We start from the raw sequence: 16,448 nt of genomic DNA, 5'->3' as shown, positions 1-16,448 counted from the left end.
ACAAGTGCCCGTACAGGACCTATACATGAGCCAAGCCGTAGCCACCCAGAATAGTGCCAGCAGCCTGACCGCGTTGCAGGTGCCGCTGGCCGACCGCACCCTGTTGCTGCCCAACGTGGCGCTCGCCGAGCTGATCCCCTATCGCGCGCCGCAAGTCAGCGCCGGCATGCCGGCCTGGTTCCTCGGGCAGATCGCCTGGCGTGACCTGCGCCTGCCGTTGCTGTCCTTCGAGGCGGCCTCGGACGGCCAGGTGCAGGTCGGCTCCTCTTGCCGGGTGGCGGTGATCAACGCCCTCGGCGGACGCCCCAAGGTCAAGTTCCTGGCCCTGCTGGTGCAGGGGATTCCCCGTTCGATCAAAGTCGATGGCGAACTGGCGCGCGCGGACGAGGCCCTGGCGCCACTGGAACTCGATGCGGTGGCCTGGGGCGAAGACACCCTGAAGATTCCCGATCTGATCGCTCTGGAGCAGAAACTGGCCGACGCCGGCCTGATCTAGCGTCCCCCTCCTGAGGGCCGCTCGCCGCCTCGGTGGGCGCGCCCGCCTGCCCCTTCAGCCTTTCGCCCGGAAACACCGGCCAGCCATGCCCCGGCGCGCGGCATGCGAGCGCCCGCGGCGCCCATCATTCGCCCACAAAAAAGCCCCGCGTGCCAGGCTCCGGATTGACGGAGCGTGGCGCGCGGGGCTTTTCAGTCGCGCTTAGCGGGCGCTTTCCGGCTGCGCTTCAGCGGCTGGCGCTTCGGCGCTGTCGCTGCCTTTCTTGCCGGTCCAGTAGTCGGCGTTCTTGATGCCGAGCTTCTCGGGGTCGAAGACCGGGTCCAGGCCCTGCTTCTTCTGGGCCTCGTAGTCCTTCAGGCAGGTGTAGGCAACCTTGTGCATCAGCAGGATGGCGCCGATGTTCAGCCAGGCCATCATGCCCACGCCCAGATCGCCCAGGCCCCAGGCCAGGTCGGCGGTCTTCACGGTGCCGTAGACGGTGGCCGCGATGATGCCGAACTTCAGCGCCAGCGTCAGCCACGGGCGGTGGATCTTGCGGTTGATGAAGGCGATGTTGGTTTCGGCGATGTAGTAGTAGGCGATGATGGTGGTGAAGGCGAAGAAGAACAGGGCGATGGCCACGAAGTAGGAGCCGAAGCCCGGCAGGATGTTCTCCATGGCGGTCTGCACGTAGCCAGGGCCGGCCGCGACGCCGGCGATGCCGATGTGCAGCGCTTCGCCGTCAGGACCTTGTACGTTGTACTGGCCGGTGATCAGCAGCATGAAGGCCGTGGCCGAGCAGACGAACAGGGTGTCGACGTACACGGAGAAGGCCTGCACCAGGCCCTGCTTGGCCGGATGGCTGACCGCCGCGGCGCTGGATGCGTGCGGGCCGGTGCCCTGGCCAGCTTCGTTGGAGTACACGCCGCGCTTCACGCCCCACATGATGGCCAGGCCGAGGATCGCGCCGAAGCCGGCCTGCATGCCGAAGGCGCTTTCGATGATCAGGGCGACCACGCCGGGCAGCTGCTCGATGTTCAGGCCGATGATCACGCAGGCGACGATGATGTAGCTCAGGGCCATGAACGGCACCACGACCTCGGCGAAGGTGGCGATGCGCTTGATGCCGCCGAAGATGATCAGGCCCAGCATGACCGCCAGCACGGCTGCGGTGGTGCTCGGGTCGATGCCCATGGCGTTGTTCAGACCGTTGCCGATCGAGTTGGCCTGAACGCCCGGCAGCAGCAGGCCGCAAGCCAGTACGGTGACCAGGGCGAAGACCCAGGCGTACCACTTCATGCCCAGGCCCTTCTCGATGTAGAAGGCCGGACCGCCGCGGTGCTGGCCGTCGATGTCTTCCTTGTAGACCTGACCCAGGGTCGACTCGATAAAGGCCGAGCTGGCGCCGAGGAAGGCAACCATCCACATCCAGAACACGGCGCCCGGGCCGCCGAAGGTGATGGCAGTGGCCACACCGGCGATGTTACCGGTACCGACGCGACCGGCGAGGGTCATGGTCAGGGCCTGGAAGGAGGAGATACCGTGGCTGCTGGTGCGCTTGGCGAAGACCAGGCGAATCATTTCCTTGAAGTGGCGCACCTGGAGGAAGCGGCCTCGCAGGGTGAAATACAGGCCGACACCGAGGCACAGGTAGATCAGTGCCGGGCTCCAGACGAGACCATTGAGGCTATTGACTAGATCATTCATCGCAGAACGCTCCGTGCCATCTCAAGCTGCGGCGCTCTTATGGAGTCGCAGTCCTGTTATGGCTTTTGTAGTTGTAGGGGAGACTCGTTTGGCTTGGCGAAGTACTCGCCGTACCAGGTGCCACGTCGTGCCTGGATAGGGGCAGGTCGCGGGCGGCGCACAAGATAGCCAGATTGAGACGAGAGTTCCAGCCCTAAAAGTCGCCCCACAATTGCTGAGCGACGGACAGCGCCACCACCGGCGCGGTCTCGGTACGCAGCACCCGCGGGCCGAGGCGGGCGGCGAGGAAACCGGCGGCCTTGGCCTGCTCGACCTCGGCCTCCGCCAGGCCGCCCTCAGGGCCGATGAGAAACGCCAGCGACTGCGGTCGGGCATGGCTCACCAGGGGCTCTGCCACCGGGTGCAGCACCAGCTTGAGCTGCGCCTCGACCCGCTGCAGCCAGTCGCCGAGTGCGATCGGCGGGTGGATGAGTGGCAGCACCGAGCGGCCGCACTGCTCGCAGGCGCTGATCGCCACCTGGCGCCAGTGGGCCATGCGCTTGTCGGCGCGCTCATCCTTCAGCCGGACTTCGCAGCGCTCGCTGACGATCGGGCTGATCTCACTGGCACCCAGCTCGGTGGCCTTCTGGATCGCCCAGTCCATGCGCTCGCCGCGCGACAGGCCCTGGCCGAGGTGAATGCTCAGGGGCGATTCGGCCAGGCCGGCAAAGGCCTCGCGCAGTTCGACCCGTACGCTCTTCTTGCCGACCTCGATCAGCTCGCCGAGATATTCCTGGCCGCTGCCGTCGAACAGCTGCACGGCATCGCCGGCGGCATGGCGCAGCACGCGGCCGATGTAGTGGGCCTGGGCTTCCGGCAACTGGTGTTGGCCGAGGGACAGGGGGGCGTCGATGAAGAAACGGGAAAGGCGCATGGGACTGAAGGGCAAGCCGTGGACGGAAAGCGCAAAGCTTACCCTGATCGGTGACCCGCTTGTAGGGCGCGGGTCACCGGCCGCCGAACCTCAGCCCGGGTCGCGGAAGTCGACGCGGGCGCCGCTCGGCACCGCCACGCTGAGCGACTCGCGGGTGGCGATGTCGATGCCTTCGCTGGCCACCTCGGCGAGGAAGTCGATCTGCTCCGGGGTGATCACGTAGGGCGGCAGGAAGTACACCACACTGCCCAGGGGGCGCAGCAATGCGCCGCGTTGCAGGGCGTGCTGATAGACCTTGAGGCCGCGGCGCTCCTGCCAGGGATAGGCAGTCTTGCTGGCCTTGTCCTGAACCATCTCGACGGCCAGGGCCATGCCCGTCTGGCGCACCTCGGCGACGTGGGGGTGATCGGCCAGGTGGGCGGTGGCGCTGGCCATCCGCGCAGACAGTTGTTTATTCGCCTCGATCACATCGTCCTGCTCGAAGATGTCCAGGGTCGCCAGGGCCGCGGCGCAGGCCAGGGGGTTGCCGGTGTAGCTGTGCGAGTGGAGGAAGGCGCGCAGGGTCGAGTAGTCGTCGTAGAACGCCTGGTAGATGGTGTCGGTGGTCAGGCAGGCGGCGAGCGGCAGGTAGCCGCCGGTCAGGGCCTTGGACAGGCAGAGGAAGTCCGGGCGGATGCCGGCCTGTTCGCAGGCGAACATCGTCCCGGTGCGGCCGAAGCCGACGGCGATCTCGTCATGGATCAGGTGCACGCCATAGCGATCGCAGGCTTCGCGCAGCAGCTTGAGGTAGATCGGGTGGTACATGCGCATGCCGCCGGCGCCCTGGATCAGCGGCTCGACTATCACTGCGGCGACCTCCCGGTGGTGCTCGGCCAGGCACTGTTCCATGTGGGCGAACATGGCCCGCGAATGTTCCTCCCAGCCCATCCCCTCCGGGCGGTAGAAGCAGTCGGGGCTGGGCACCTTGAGGGTGTCGAGCAGCAGCGCCTTGTAGGTGTCGGTGAACAGCGAGACGTCGCCGACCGACATCGCCGCCACGGTCTCGCCGTGGTAGCTGTTGCTCAGGGTGATAAAGCGCTTCTTCGCAGGCTGGCCGACGTTGAGCCAGTAGTGGAAGCTCATCTTCAACGCCACTTCGATGCAGGACGAGCCGTTGTCGGCATAGAACACCCGATCCAGGCCGGCCGGGGTCATCCTGACCAGGCGCTCGGACAGCTCGACCACCGGCGCATGGCTGAAACCGGCGAGGATCACGTGCTCCAGCTGATCGACCTGGTCCTTGATGCGCTGGTTGATCCGCGGGTTGGCATGGCCGAACACGTTGACCCACCAGGAACTGACCGCGTCGAGGTAGCGCTTGCCGTCGAAGTCTTCCAGCCACACGCCTTCGCCCCGTTTGATCGGCACCAGTGGCAGCTGCTCGTGGTCTTTCATCTGGGTGCAGGGGTGCCAGAGCACGGCCAGGTCGCGTTGCATCCAGTGGTCATTCAGGCTCATCGAAACGCTCTCCCAATCATCTGCGGCAAGCCTATCAGATGTGTCCGCGGCTATGGGGCGGGCATCCGCTAGGTTGGCCGCCCGGCGAGGGACTGCCGTTCATCCGCCAAATGCTGCCGTTGGGAGGGCCGCGCAGAACCGGCGCGGCGTTCGTCGACCTAAGGCTGCTGGCACGCAAGAAGCCAATCAAGCATCGTATTTCTCGATATTTCAGAGCGAATTTTTCCGCTTTTTATCGAATGCTTTGTTGATAGTCTTGCTGGGTATTTTCCAAGGGCTCGAGGCGAGCCCGCGTTGTGGAGCCGATTCGACATGCAGTGGCGCAACACTTCAGAGCGTTACGGTCTGGTCAGCATAGTGCTGCACTGGCTGGTGGCCGTGGCGGTCTACGGCCTGTTCGGCCTGGGTTACTGGATGGTCGGCCTGGACTACTACAGCAGCTGGTACAAGACTGCGCCGGAGCTGCACAAGAGCTTCGGCCTGCTGCTGTTTGCGGTGATGCTCGGGCGCATGCTCTGGCGACGGCTCAGTCCGCCGCCGGCGAGCCTGTCGAATCATGGTCGACTGACCCGTCTGGGCAGCAAGCTAGGGCATGGCTTTCTCTACCTGGGGCTGTTCGTGCTGATGGTCTCCGGCTACCTGATCTCGACCGCCGAGGGGCGTGGCATTCCCGTATTCGGCCTGTTCGAGGTGCCGGCGACCGTCACCGGCATTCCCGGCCAGGAGGATGTCGCCGGGCTGGTGCATGAGTACCTGGCCTGGGCCCTGGTGGTCTTCGCCGGCATCCACGCCCTGGCGGCGCTCAAACACCACTTCATCGATCACGACGCCACGCTGCGGCGCATGCTCGGGCGCTGATGCGCTTGGCCTTCCGCCAGCTTCCACCTATCGACCCGCACACCCTCACAAGGAGATTCGTCATGTTGAAAAAGACCCTCGCCGCGTTGGCGCTCGGCTCGGCCCTGTTCGGCGCCGGCCAGGCCCTGGCCGCCGATTACGTGATCGACACCAAAGGCCAGCACGCCTTCGTCAACTTCAAGATCAACCACCTGGGTTACAGCTGGTTGTACGGTACCTTCAAGGAGTTCGAAGGCAGCTTCAGCTACGACGAGAAGAATCCGGAAGCCAGCAAGGTCAAGGTCACGCTGGACACTGCCAGCGTCGATACCAATCACGCCGAGCGTGACAAGCACCTTCGCAGCGGCGACTTCCTCAATGTCGGCAAGCACCCGAACGCGACCTTCGAGTCCACGGCGGTGAAAAGCACCGGTGAGGGCACCGCCGATATCACCGGCAACCTGACCCTCAACGGCGTGACCAAGCCGGTGGTCATCGCCGCCACCTTCGTCGGCCAGGGCGAGGATCCGTGGGGCGGCTACCGCGCCGGCTTCTCCGGTTCGACCAAGCTGAAGCTCAAGGACTTCGATATCCAGATGGACCTCGGCCCGGCTTCCCAGGAAGTCGAGCTGATCCTCTCGGTGGAAGGCGTGCGCCAGTAAGCGAGAACGCCCCAACGAAAACGCCGGCCCTTGGGCCGGCGTTTTCGTTTCCGCTGATCAGGCAGGCCCGTTGCGGGGCGCGCCTGTCGGCGTGACGGCTCAGCTGTCGCGGTTGCGCGTCAGCAGGGCCGGCTTCTCGCCCCGAGGGCGGCTGCTCGGCAGTTGGTCGAGCTGCTCCGGGGTGGGGAAGCGGTCGCTGCGCGAACCCTTGTGCATGATCACCGGCTGCTTGTCGCGGGTGCTCTTCACGGCGGGTTCCTGGAGGGGCAGCTCGTCGCGGTTGAGCGAGGTGCTGGCGTCGCGCGGCGGACGCGCGCGACCACCGCCCGTGCGGCCCTGGCCACCCTGACGCTTGCCCTGGCCGGTGCCAGTGCCGCTGTTGCGAGGTCCCTTGCCCTGTCCGCGAGGAGCCTGGGCTGGAGTGCCGGCGGCAGCCGCTGCTGCGGGGCGGCGGCCGCGGTTCTGCGGCTTGTTCTGGTGCGGGCTGACGTAGTCGACCCGGTTGCCGAAGTTGTCGATCTCGTCATCGCGGAACTCGTCCGGCGCACGGTCGGGAGGCAAGGCGGGGATGGCCGCCGCGGCCGGGCGCGCCGCCCGCGGTTGCTGCTGGCCGCGACTCGGCTGGGACTTGGCCTTGCCGCTGTCCTTGCCCTTGTCCTTGCGGCCGCTGCCGTGGCGCTCGCCGCCGGCACCGCCGCCACGTGGTGGGCGCGGCTTCTGCGGTTCGCGGACTTCCGGACGCTCGGCCTCGACCTTGCTGGCATCGAAGCCCATCAGGTCGCCGTCGGCGATCTTCTGCTTGGTCATCCGCTCGATGCCCTTGAGCAGCTTCTCTTCGTCCGGAGCGACCAGCGAGATCGCCTCGCCACTGCGTCCGGCACGGCCGGTGCGGCCGATGCGGTGCACGTAGTCTTCCTCGACGTTCGGCAGCTCGAAGTTGACCACGTGGGGCAGCTGGTCGATGTCCAGGCCGCGGGCGGCGATGTCGGTGGCGACCAGGATGCGCACCTTGTTGGCCTTGAAGTCGGCCAGGGCCTTGGTGCGGGCGTTCTGGCTCTTGTTGCCGTGAATCGCCACGGCCGGCAGGCCATGCTTGTCGAGGTACTCGGCCAGGCGGTTGGCGCCGTGCTTGGTGCGGGTGAAGACCAGCACCTGCTCCCAGGCACCGGCGGTGACCAGGTGGGCGAGCAGGGCGCGCTTGTGGCTGGCCTGCAGGCGGAACACGCGCTGCTCGATGCGCTCGACCGTGGTGTTCGGCGGCGTCACTTCGATGCGTTCCGGGTTATGCAGCAGCTTGCCGGCCAGGTCGGTGATGTCCTTGGAGAAGGTCGCCGAGAACAGCAGGTTCTGACGCTTGGTCGGCAGCTTGGCGAGGACCTTCTTGACGTCGTGGATGAAGCCCATGTCGAGCATGCGGTCGGCTTCATCGAGCACCAGAATCTCGACGTGGGAGAGGTCGATGGCTCTCTGGTTGGCCAGGTCGAGCAGGCGTCCGGGGCAGGCCACCAGGACGTCGACACCCTTGGCCAGGGCCTGGATCTGGGGGTTCATGCCAACGCCGCCGAAGATGCAGGCGCTGACGAAATGCAAATCGCGGGCGTAGGCCTTGAAGCTGTCGTGCACCTGGGCGGCCAGCTCGCGGGTGGGGGTCAGCACCAGCACGCGCGGTTGTTTCGGGCCGTGGCGGTGTTCGCGATCCGGGTGACCGTTGGGGAACAGTCGCTCGAGGATCGGCAGGGCAAAGCCGCCTGTCTTACCTGTACCCGTCTGAGCCGCCACCATCAGGTCGCGACCTTGCAACACGGCGGGAATGGCCCGCTGTTGCACCGGCGTGGGTTGGGTGTAGCCGACGGATTCGACCGCACGGACTAAAGCCTCGGAGAGACCGAGGGAGGCAAAGGACATGTGCAATCCTGTCTAGTGAGGGCGAGGCCCTATGGGGTGTATTGCCTGGCTTGAATCGCGGCGTGGGGCGCGCAATCCCGTCCGGTACTGCTGGCCAACTGGGGGCTAGCATCCGGGCGCAAGCCTGGCGGGGAGGCCCGAGTATAACAGAACAAGGACGCCGTGGGACTTTTCGCCTGTCCGCTGGTACGGGTTTCCTCTGCACCTGCGATTCAAGCCACTGTCAGCCCGGCGCACTGGTCCCTGCAGGAGGCTGTCCGTGCGTGCCTCGGCGTTTCGAGGAGGCCGTTGCAGAGGGGGCGGGGACGAATAATCCCTCGGCCGGCGACGGCGCAGTAAAGCTCGACGTGCAAAGTCGCATCGTCTCGGAGATCATGCTGCGCAGTCGTCACCCCATGTCGATCGGGGGCGTCGCTGACGCCGCGGTCTCGACCCAGACCGGCGCGGCGCAACGGCAGCAATGCCCGGGTTTGCCCCTGGCGAATGCCGGACCGAGCGGCCGCTGGTCTATAACTTGACTCAACGATCAGGCCTTGCAGGCTTGGTCGGCCTCACCACGATGGAGCGCCTGCAATGGCCACGAGAAACACCACCAATGCTTCGGTGTCCCCCAAAGGAAGCCTGGAGACCCTGTCCCAGCGCGAAGTGCAGCAGCTGCGGGAGACCGGTTGCGGCAGCGTCTATGCGCTGTTTCGCCAGTGCGCCCTGGCGATACTCAACACCGGTTCGGGCAGCGATAACGCCAAGACCATCCTCGAGGCCTACCCGGACTTCGAGATCCGCATCCATCAGCAGGATCGTGGCATCCGTCTCGAGCTGCTGAATGCCCCGGCCGACGCCTTCGTCGATGGCGAAATGATCGCCAGCACCCGGGAGATGCTGTTCAGCGCCCTGCGCGATATCGTCTATACGCAGAGCGAGCTGGAGAACAAGCGGGTCGATTTCAGCAGCTCCCAGGGCATCACCGACTATGTCTTCCACCTGCTGCGCAATGCCCGCACCCTGCGTGCCGGCGTGGAGCCGAAGATCGTGGTGTGCTGGGGCGGGCACTCGATCAATCGCGAGGAGTACAAGTACACCAAGATCGTCGGCCACGAACTGGGCCTGCGCGGCCTGGACGTCTGCACCGGCTGCGGCCCCGGAGTAATGAAGGGGCCGATGAAGGGCGCCACCATCGCCCACGCCAAGCAGCGCAACGTCACCGGGCGTTACCTGGGGCTGACCGAGCCGGGCATCATCGCCGCCGAGGCGCCCAACCCGATCGTCAATGAGCTGGTCATCCTGCCCGATATCGAGAAGCGCCTGGAGGCCTTCGTACGGGTCGGCCACGGCATCATCATCTTCCCGGGCGGGGCCGGTACCGCCGAGGAGTTCCTCTATCTGCTCGGCATCCTCATGCACCCGGACAACAGGGAGCTGCCCTTCCCGCTGATCCTCACCGGGCCGCGCAGCGCCGAGGCCTACTTGCAGCAGCTGCACCAGTTCATCGGCGCGACCCTGGGTGAGGAGGCGCAGCAGCGTTACCGGATCATCGTCGATGACCCGGCCGAGGTGGCGCGGGAGATGGCCCAGGGAATCAAGGACGTTACCCAGTTCCGCCGCGAGCGCAACGATGCCTTCCACTTCAACTGGCTGCTGAAGATCGACGAGACCTTCCAGCGTCCCTTCGAGCCCACCCACGAGAACATGGCCGGTCTCAAGCTGACCCGCGCGCAGCCGGTGCATGAACTGGCGGCGCAGCTGCGCCAGGCGTTCTCCGGAATCGTGGCCGGCAATGTGAAGGTCCAGGGTATTCGCCTGATCGAGGAGCATGGCCCGTACCAGATCACCGGTGACCAAAGCATCATGCGGCCGCTGGACCGTCTGCTGCAGGCGTTCGTCGACCAGCAGCGGATGAAGCTGCCGGGCGGCAGTGCCTATGTGCCGAGCTACAAGGTGGTGGCCTGAGGGGCGCGCCCCCTGAAGTTGCCGGCTGCGGAGGTGGCCGGCAATCGCCCGGCTTTCAGGGGTTGGGGGCAGCGCTCGCCGCTTCTGGCGCGCTAACGCTGTGCACCTCATGGGGCGGCGCGTAACGGGCGAGCAGGGCGGCATAGCCCGGCTCGCGCTTGAAGCGGCGCAGTTCCTCGGCGAAGCGCTCGGCCAGCGCTTCGAAGCCGCCATCGCGGCGCAGGCCCAGGTACAGGCGGTCGCGACTGATCACCTTGGGGCTGTGTCCGATCGTCTTGCTCAGGCCCATCTGGTTCAGCAGGAAGTGCCCAGCGCGATGGTCGTTGATCACCAGATCGATGCGATCGCGCTGCAGTTTGCCGAAATTGGCCGCGTGGGTGGGCGCCGGTTCCCGGGTAAAGCGCTCGGATTCGCGAAAGGCCCGATTGGCGTACCAGTAGCCGGCGGATACCCCGACCTTGAGCCCGTCCAGGTCGCTCAGTCGACGATAGCGGTAGGGGCGCGCCGCGCTGTGGAACAGCACGAACTCGATTTCCGACAACGGTTCGCTGGGGAACAGCATGGTGGCCTGGCGTGCGGCGGTCTGGAAGACATCGAAGATGCCGTCCACCCGGCCCTGGCTGAACGCCGCGAGGCAGCGCTTCCAGGGCATCAGCTGCCACTCCACTTCGACGCCTAGGCGCTGCAGGACGATGTGCGCGGCTTCGTAATCCAGGCCGCGCAGCTGGCCCTGTTCCTCATAGATGTAGGGAGGCCAGGCTTCACTCACCAGGCGCAGAGGCTGGGCCTGGGCGGTTAGGCAAGAGCTGGCGAGGAGGAGGATGACGAGTAATTGTCGTTGGAGTGCCGTCATCGGTCCAGAATACGCGGGCCGTCGGGCTCGGGAAAGGGCGCGCTTGCGGCAAACCGGCAGGCGGTCACAACCCTGGGGCCGGAAGAGGCGGCCTCAGGGTTGCGTCTGGCCTCAGCGCGACAGCTTGAGGTTGTTCCAGATCGCCAGGCTCGGGCCGGCCAGGTTCATGGTGTAGAAGTGCAGGCCCGGCGCGCCGCCTTGCAGCAGGCGCTCGCACATCTCGCTGACCACCTGCTCGCCGTAGGCGCGGATGCTGTCGCTGTCGTCGCCGTAGGCCTCCAGCTGCTTGCGCACCCAGCGCGGAATCTCCGCGCCGCAGGCATCGGAGAAGCGCGCCAGCTTGCTGTAGTTGGTGATCGGCATGATGCCGGGCACCACCGGGATGTCCACGCCCAGCTTGCGCACGCGCTCGACGAAGTAGAAGTAGCTGTCGACGTTGAAGAAGTACTGGGTGATCGCGCTGCTGGCGCCGGCCTTGGCCTTGCGCACGAAGTTGGCGATGTCGGCCTCGAAGTTGCGCGCCTGGGGATGCATCTCCGGGTAGGCGGCGATCTCGATATGGAAGTGCTCGCCGGTCTCCTCACGGATGAAGCTGACCAGCTCGTTGGCGTAGCGCAGTTCGCCGCTGGCCATGCCCATGCCGGAGGGCAGGTCGCCGCGCAGGGCGACGATGCGCTTGATCCCGGCGTCCTTGTACAGGTTCAGCAGCTGGCGCAGTTCGGCCTTGCTGTCGCCGACGCAGGACAGGTGGGGTGCGGTGGCTACCCGCACCTCGTCATTCAGCTGCAGCACGGTGGAAACCGTGCGATCGCGGGTGGAGCCGCCGGCGCCATAGGTGCAGGAGAAGAAGTCCGGCTTGTAGGCGGCCAGTTCGCGCGCGGTGTTCAGCAGTTTTTCATGCCCGGCCTCGGTCTTCGCGGGGAAGAACTCGAAGCTGAAGCTGTGTTCTTGGCTCATAGGAATATCCAGGCGTGAGGCTGATGGGGCGAGGCGCCCGGCACGGCCCAGGGGCTGTGCGGGGCGCCTGCGGCCGGAGGCTTAGTAGCGGTAGCTGTCCGGCTTGAACGGGCCTTCCACGGTCACGCCGATGTACTCGGCCTGCTTCGGCGTCAGCTGGGTGACCACGCCGCCGAAGCCCTTGACCATCTCCAGCGCCACTTCCTCGTCGAGCTTCTTCGGCAGCACTTCCACGCACAGGCGTTCGGCCTTCTGCGCCGCCGGCAGGTCGGCGAACTTCTGCTCGAACAGGAAGATCTGCGCCAGCACCTGGTTGGCGAAGGAGCCGTCCATGATCCGGCTCGGGTGGCCGGTGGCATTGCCCAGGTTGACCAGGCGGCCTTCGGCCAGGAGGATCAGGTAGTCGTCGTTGAGCGGGTCGAGGTCCAGGCCGTTGCGGTGGACCTTGTGCACCTGCGGCTTCACTTCTTCCCAGGCCCAGTGCTTGCGCATGAAGGCGGTGTCGATCTCGTTGTCGAAGTGGCCGATGTTGCACACCACGGCGCGCTTCTTCAGTGCCTTGAGCATGCCGGCGTCACAGACGTTGACGTTGCCGGTGGTGGTGACGATCAGGTCGATCTTGCCCAGCAGGGCGGCGTCGACGCTGGCCTCGGTGCCGTCGTTGATGCCGTTCTTGTAGGGCGAAACCAGCTCGAAGCCGTCCATGCAGGCCTGCATGGCGCAGATCGGGTCGACTTCGCTGACCTTGACGATCATGCCTTCCTGGCGCAGCGACTGCGCCGAGCCCTTGCCCACGTCGCCGTAGCCGATCACCAGGGCCTGCTTGCCCGACAGCAGGTGGTCGGTGCCGCGCTTGATGGCGTCGTTGAGGCTGTGGCGGCAGCCGTACTTGTTGTCGTTCTTGCTCTTGGTCACCGAGTCGTTGACGTTGATCGCCGGGACTTTCAGGGTGCCGGCCTTGAGCATGTCGAGCAGGCGGTGCACGCCGGTGGTGGTTTCCTCGGTGATGCCGTGGATCTTGTCCAGCATCGCCGGGTATTTCTTGTGCAGGATCTCGGTCAGGTCGCCGCCGTCGTCGAGAATCATGTTGGCGTCCCACGGCTGGCCATCCTTGAGGATGGTCTGCTCGATGCACCACTCGTACTCTTCTTCGGTCTCGCCCTTCCAGGCGAACACCGGGATGCCGGCGGCGGCGATGGCGGCAGCGGCCTGGTCCTGGGTGGAGAAGATGTTGCAGCTCGACCAGCGCACCTCGGCGCCGAGGGCAATCAGAGTCTCGATCAGCACGCCGGTCTGGATGGTCATGTGGATGCAGCCGAGGATCTTCGCGCCTTTGAGTGGCTGTTCGCCGGCGTACTTGCGGCGCAGGCCCATCAGGGCGGGCATCTCGGACTCGGCGATGATCAGCTCGCGACGGCCCCAGGCGGCCAGGGAAATGTCGGCGACCTTGTAGTCGTTAAAACCGGCAGGCGTCATTACAGCGCTCATATATAGAGTTCTCCATTCGTTGTCTGCGAATGGGCGCCGTTGATGCGTTGAACGCCCTCTGCGGGAGAGAGCACGCCCCATCCGAGCCTGACAAATCCCTGTGGACAGGGTCTGCTGCAGCGCCCCTCGGACGGGTGGCGGGCACGACCGGAGCGGTGCCGGTCGCGTGAAGCCCGCCGATTATAGCGGCGGCGCTCGCCGAGCCCAAGGCTTTCCGTCGCCGGATTGGCCGTCTCGAGGGTTGCCGGCAGATCGACGGATTCGCCCGCTCGACATTTGTGGCAAAACACCGCGCTTGGCCCGGGCGTCACGAGTCGGGATACTGTGGCCCGTTTTTCACCGTCGAACCTATTGCCTATGAAACTGAAGATCGCCTTACCCGTCCTGTTCATCAGCCTGGCCCTGGCCGCCTGCGGCGGCGTCGACCCGGATTCGCCCCTGGGCAAGCGCCAGGCGATCTTCAAGCAGATGCTCAAGACCAGCGAAGACCTGGGCGGCATGCTGCGCGGGCGCATCGCCTTCGACGAGCAGCGCTTTATCCAGGGTGCCGCGGAGCTGGATCAGCTGGCGCGCGAGCCCTGGCAGCACTTCCCCCAGGTCAAGGAAGAGGACGACACCCGCGCCAAGGACGAGGTGTGGCAGCGCCAGGCGCGTTTCCAGGCGCTGGCCCGCGAGCTCGAGGGGGCGACGGCCGCCCTGGTCGAGGCCACCACCGCCCCGCCGCTGCGCCAGAGCGAGCTGGCGCCGGTCGTGCAGCGGGTCGAGGACAGTTGCGAGGCCTGCCACAAGGAGTTTCGCGCGTTCTGAGCGAGCGGGCGACTGAGCCCTCGTGGCGTTGTCCAACAAATAAAAAAGCCCCGCGGATGCGGGGCTTTTTTCTTATAGCGGGGGCTTACAGGCCGGCGGCGGCGCGCAGTTCGGCGGCCTTGTCGGTCTTCTCCCAGGTGAAGGCGGTGAAGTTGTCGTCGCCGTAGCTCATCTCCACCGGCTCGCGGCCGAAGTGGCCGTAGGCCGCGGTCGGCTGGTACATCGGGTGCAGCAGGTCGAGCATCTTGGTGATGGCGTATGGGCGCAGGTCGAAGACCTCGCGGACCAGCTTGATGATGCTGTCTTCGCTGACCTTGTTGGTGCCGAAGGTGTTGACCGAGATGGAGGTCGGCTGGGCCACGCCGATGGCGTAGGACACCTGGATCTCGCAGCGCTCGGCGAGGCCGGCGGCGACGATGTTCTTGGCCACGTAGCGGCCGGCATAGGCGGCGCTGCGGTCGACCTTGGACGGGTCCTTGCCGGAGAAGGCGCCGCCACCGTGACGGGCCATGCCGCCGTAGGAGTCGACGATGATCTTGCGCCCGGTCAGGCCGCAGTCGCCCACCGGGCCGCCGATGATGAACTGGCCGGTCGGGTTGATGTGGAACTGGGTGTCCTTGTGCAGCAGTTCGGCCGGCAGCACGTGCTTGACGATCAGCTCCATCACGCCTTCGCGCAGGTCGTTGTAGCTGACGTCCGGGTTGTGCTGGGTGGACAGCACCACGGCGTCGATGCCGACCACCTTGCCGTTCTCGTAGCGGCAGGTGACCTGGCTCTTGGCGTCCGGGCGCAGCCACGGCAGCAGGCCGGACTTGCGCGCCTCGGCCTGGCGTTCGACCAGGCGGTGGCTGAAGCAGATCGGCGCCGGCATCAGCACGTCGGTCTCGTTGCTGGCGTAGCCGAACATCAGGCCCTGGTCGCCGGCACCCTGGTCTTCCGGCTTGCTGCGGTCGACGCCCTGGTTGATGTCCGGGGACTGCTTGCCAATGATGTTGATGATGCCGCAGGTGGCGCCATCGAAGCCGACGTCGGAGCTGTCGTAGCCGATGTCGACGATGACCTTGCGCACCAGCTCTTCCAGGTCGACCCAGGCCGAGGTGGTGACTTCGCCGGCGATGATCGCCACGCCGGTCTTGACCAGGGTCTCGCAGGCCACGCGGGCATGCTTGTCCTGGGAAATGATGGCGTCGAGGATCGCGTCGGAAATCTGGTCGGCGATCTTGTCCGGATGGCCTTCGGACACGGACTCGGAGGTAAACAGGGAGTATTCGCTCATCTATCGGTCTTCCTAAATTAATTACCGGTGGGTGAGGGTGGCCCGTGGGCCGGTGTGTTCATCCGGTTTGGCGAAGTGCCGCACCTGAATCTGGAAACCATTGCGTAAGCCCAGGTACTGGCTTTCGCCGGGCGTGAGCCCTGCGGCGATGGCCCAACGGGCCAGGTCGTCCTGTTCGAAGCCCAGCCAGAGATCGCCGCAGGCCTGCCTGGCCCAACTCTGGTTGTGGCTGCACAACTCGGTGATCAGCAGGCTGCCGCCGCGGTTTACGCGCAGTGCCAGCTGCTTGAGCGCGTCGGCGGGGGCGGCGAAATGGTGCAGGACCATGTTCAGCACCACGCAGTCGGCGCTCGGGTACTCGTCATTCAATGCGTCGGCCAACTGCAGCGCGACGTTGTCCAATCCTTCCTTCATGCAGCGCTGGCGAGCCAGCTCGAGCATCGCCGGGCTGTTGTCCAGCGCGGTGACCCGGGCGAAGCGCCGGGCCAGCTCGGGCAGGAAGCTGCCGTCGCCGGGGCCGACCTCCAGGGCCGTGGCGTCGCCGGCGAAGCCCAGGGCGTCGAGCAGGGCCAGCACGCTGTCGCGGTACTGCGGCAGTCCGGCGATCAGGTCCTGCTGGGCCTGGAAGCTGGCCGCGCAGCGGGCGAAAAAATCCTGGCTGGTCGCCGCCCGCTGGCCGTGCACTGCGGCTATCCGCGCCTGCACCTCGGCGGGCAGCGCCAGGCTGTCGACTTCCTCCAGCAGCGCCGCGTGCAGCGTGCCACCGAGCGAGTCGCCCTGGGCCAGGGCGCGGCGATAGAAGATCGCGTTGCCCTCGCGGCGCGTGGCCACCAGGCCGGCCTGGGCCAGTACCTTGAGGTGATGGCTCATGCCCGACTGGCCGGTGGCGAAGATCTGCGCCAGCTCCAGCACGCCGAACGAGTCGTTGGCCAGGGCTCGCAGCACATTCAGCCGCAACGGGTCGCCGCCGGCCTTGCACAGGGCGGCCAGCTCGTCGGCAGGCTCGAAGCTCAGCTGGGGCACGCGGATATTCATAGGGCGCGAAGTCTAGTCGGTCAATTTTCATACAGCAACAGCAATATCAAAAAGTTTTGATATTGCTGTCGTGGCGCGATTTGCCTTGT

Annotated in this window: 14 protein-coding genes and 1 riboswitch; of the genes, 5 read left to right on the top strand and 9 right to left on the bottom strand. The window is 66.0% G+C overall.

From position 1 onward, the window contains the following. Positions 1–25 precede the first annotated feature (25 nt). Positions 26–496, top strand: coding sequence for a chemotaxis protein CheW (locus LPB260_RS03760; protein ID WP_208707303.1), 471 nt, complete (start codon positions 26–28; stop codon positions 494–496). 201 nt (positions 497–697) lie between these two features. Here LPB260_RS03760 and LPB260_RS03755 read toward each other — a convergent pair whose 3' ends face one another. The 3 genes from LPB260_RS03755 to LPB260_RS03745 all read right to left on the bottom strand — a co-directional run bounded on the left by LPB260_RS03755 (position 698) and on the right by LPB260_RS03745 (position 4,592). Beyond that, positions 698–2,182 (bottom strand): sodium:alanine symporter family protein, encoded by a 1,485-nt coding sequence (locus tag LPB260_RS03755; RefSeq protein WP_208707302.1) that lies wholly within the window; start codon positions 2,180–2,182, stop codon positions 698–700. 193 nt (positions 2,183–2,375) lie between these two features. Further along, positions 2,376–3,095 (bottom strand): 16S rRNA (uracil(1498)-N(3))-methyltransferase, encoded by a 720-nt coding sequence (locus LPB260_RS03750; RefSeq protein WP_208707301.1) that lies wholly within the window; start codon positions 3,093–3,095, stop codon positions 2,376–2,378. Positions 3,096–3,185: 90 nt separating this feature from the next. Continuing rightward, entirely contained in the window at positions 3,186–4,592 is a 1,407-nt protein-coding gene (locus LPB260_RS03745; protein ID WP_208707300.1) for an adenosylmethionine--8-amino-7-oxononanoate transaminase, read from the bottom strand. Positions 4,593–4,904: 312 nt separating this feature from the next. On the opposite strand from LPB260_RS03745, the gene LPB260_RS03740 reads away from it, so the two are divergent. Then, positions 4,905–5,450 (top strand): cytochrome b, encoded by a 546-nt coding sequence (locus tag LPB260_RS03740; RefSeq protein WP_208707299.1) that lies wholly within the window; start codon positions 4,905–4,907, stop codon positions 5,448–5,450. Between the two features lie 62 nt (positions 5,451–5,512). After that, on the top strand, positions 5,513–6,091 hold the full coding sequence (locus tag LPB260_RS03735) for a YceI family protein (protein ID WP_208707298.1): 579 nt from the start codon (positions 5,513–5,515) through the stop codon (positions 6,089–6,091). 99 nt (positions 6,092–6,190) lie between these two features. Here LPB260_RS03735 and LPB260_RS03730 read toward each other — a convergent pair whose 3' ends face one another. Next, positions 6,191–7,996: a DEAD/DEAH box helicase gene (locus tag LPB260_RS03730; RefSeq protein WP_208707297.1), complete on the bottom strand. Its 1,806-nt coding sequence runs from the start codon at positions 7,994–7,996 to the stop codon at positions 6,191–6,193. Between the two features lie 573 nt (positions 7,997–8,569). On the opposite strand from LPB260_RS03730, the gene ppnN reads away from it, so the two are divergent. Continuing rightward, entirely contained in the window at positions 8,570–9,943 is a 1,374-nt protein-coding gene (ppnN, locus tag LPB260_RS03725; RefSeq protein WP_208707296.1) for a nucleotide 5'-monophosphate nucleosidase PpnN, read from the top strand. A gap of 55 nt (positions 9,944–9,998) precedes the next feature. On the opposite strand, the gene LPB260_RS03720 is transcribed toward ppnN, so the two are convergent. From LPB260_RS03720 to ahcY, 3 genes are all read right to left on the bottom strand, one after another. Further along, positions 9,999–10,796, bottom strand: a complete 798-nt coding sequence (locus tag LPB260_RS03720; protein ID WP_208707295.1) for an ABC transporter substrate-binding protein — start codon at positions 10,794–10,796, stop codon at positions 9,999–10,001. A gap of 111 nt (positions 10,797–10,907) precedes the next feature. Beyond that, positions 10,908–11,753, bottom strand: coding sequence for a methylenetetrahydrofolate reductase [NAD(P)H] (gene metF / locus LPB260_RS03715; RefSeq protein ID WP_208707294.1), 846 nt, complete (start codon positions 11,751–11,753; stop codon positions 10,908–10,910). Positions 11,754–11,834: 81 nt separating this feature from the next. Beyond that, complete coding sequence (gene ahcY, locus LPB260_RS03710; RefSeq protein ID WP_208707293.1) at positions 11,835–13,241, bottom strand: adenosylhomocysteinase; 1,407 nt, start codon at positions 13,239–13,241, stop codon at positions 11,835–11,837. A gap of 24 nt (positions 13,242–13,265) precedes the next feature. Further along, positions 13,266–13,375, bottom strand: a riboswitch (S-adenosyl-L-homocysteine riboswitch). Positions 13,376–13,598: 223 nt separating this feature from the next. Here ahcY and LPB260_RS03705 point away from each other — a divergent pair. Beyond that, positions 13,599–14,048 carry a cytochrome c gene (locus tag LPB260_RS03705; protein WP_208707292.1) on the top strand — a complete coding sequence of 150 codons (450 nt, stop codon included), beginning with the start codon at positions 13,599–13,601 and terminating at the stop codon, positions 14,046–14,048. A gap of 85 nt (positions 14,049–14,133) precedes the next feature. Here LPB260_RS03705 and metK read toward each other — a convergent pair whose 3' ends face one another. Both metK and LPB260_RS03695 read right to left on the bottom strand, forming a co-directional pair. Further along, on the bottom strand, positions 14,134–15,324 hold the full coding sequence (gene metK, locus LPB260_RS03700; RefSeq protein WP_208707291.1) for a methionine adenosyltransferase: 1,191 nt from the start codon (positions 15,322–15,324) through the stop codon (positions 14,134–14,136). A 21-nt stretch (positions 15,325–15,345) separates the two neighbouring features. After that, positions 15,346–16,359, bottom strand: a complete 1,014-nt coding sequence (locus tag LPB260_RS03695) for a metalloregulator ArsR/SmtB family transcription factor (protein WP_208707290.1) — start codon at positions 16,357–16,359, stop codon at positions 15,346–15,348. Positions 16,360–16,448: the final 89 nt, after the last annotated feature.

The organism is Pseudomonas sp. LPB0260 (assembly GCF_013388395.1).
The sequence above is the reverse complement of the archived record's forward strand: the minus strand, read 5'-3'. Positions and strand labels throughout refer to the sequence as shown.

Excerpts from the sequence above, each read along its gene's own strand:
- LPB260_RS03760 (WP_208707303.1), top strand. The coding sequence starts at position 26 with ATGAGCCAAGCCGTAGCCACCCAGAATAGTGCCAGCAGCCTGACCGCG.
- metK (WP_208707291.1), bottom strand. The coding sequence starts at position 15,324 with ATGAGCGAATACTCCCTGTTTACCTCCGAGTCCGTGTCCGAAGGCCAT.
- LPB260_RS03730 (WP_208707297.1), bottom strand. The coding sequence starts at position 7,996 with ATGTCCTTTGCCTCCCTCGGTCTCTCCGAGGCTTTAGTCCGTGCGGTC.
- ahcY (WP_208707293.1), bottom strand. The coding sequence starts at position 13,241 with ATGAGCGCTGTAATGACGCCTGCCGGTTTTAACGACTACAAGGTCGCC.
- LPB260_RS03745 (WP_208707300.1), bottom strand. The coding sequence starts at position 4,592 with ATGAGCCTGAATGACCACTGGATGCAACGCGACCTGGCCGTGCTCTGG.
- LPB260_RS03720 (WP_208707295.1), bottom strand. The coding sequence starts at position 10,796 with ATGACGGCACTCCAACGACAATTACTCGTCATCCTCCTCCTCGCCAGC.
- LPB260_RS03695 (WP_208707290.1), bottom strand. The coding sequence starts at position 16,359 with ATGAATATCCGCGTGCCCCAGCTGAGCTTCGAGCCTGCCGACGAGCTG.
- LPB260_RS03750 (WP_208707301.1), bottom strand. The coding sequence starts at position 3,095 with ATGCGCCTTTCCCGTTTCTTCATCGACGCCCCCCTGTCCCTCGGCCAA.
- LPB260_RS03740 (WP_208707299.1), top strand. The coding sequence starts at position 4,905 with ATGCAGTGGCGCAACACTTCAGAGCGTTACGGTCTGGTCAGCATAGTG.
- metF (WP_208707294.1), bottom strand. The coding sequence starts at position 11,753 with ATGAGCCAAGAACACAGCTTCAGCTTCGAGTTCTTCCCCGCGAAGACC.
- ppnN (WP_208707296.1), top strand. The coding sequence starts at position 8,570 with ATGGCCACGAGAAACACCACCAATGCTTCGGTGTCCCCCAAAGGAAGC.
- LPB260_RS03705 (WP_208707292.1), top strand. The coding sequence starts at position 13,599 with ATGAAACTGAAGATCGCCTTACCCGTCCTGTTCATCAGCCTGGCCCTG.
- LPB260_RS03735 (WP_208707298.1), top strand. The coding sequence starts at position 5,513 with ATGTTGAAAAAGACCCTCGCCGCGTTGGCGCTCGGCTCGGCCCTGTTC.
- LPB260_RS03755 (WP_208707302.1), bottom strand. The coding sequence starts at position 2,182 with ATGAATGATCTAGTCAATAGCCTCAATGGTCTCGTCTGGAGCCCGGCA.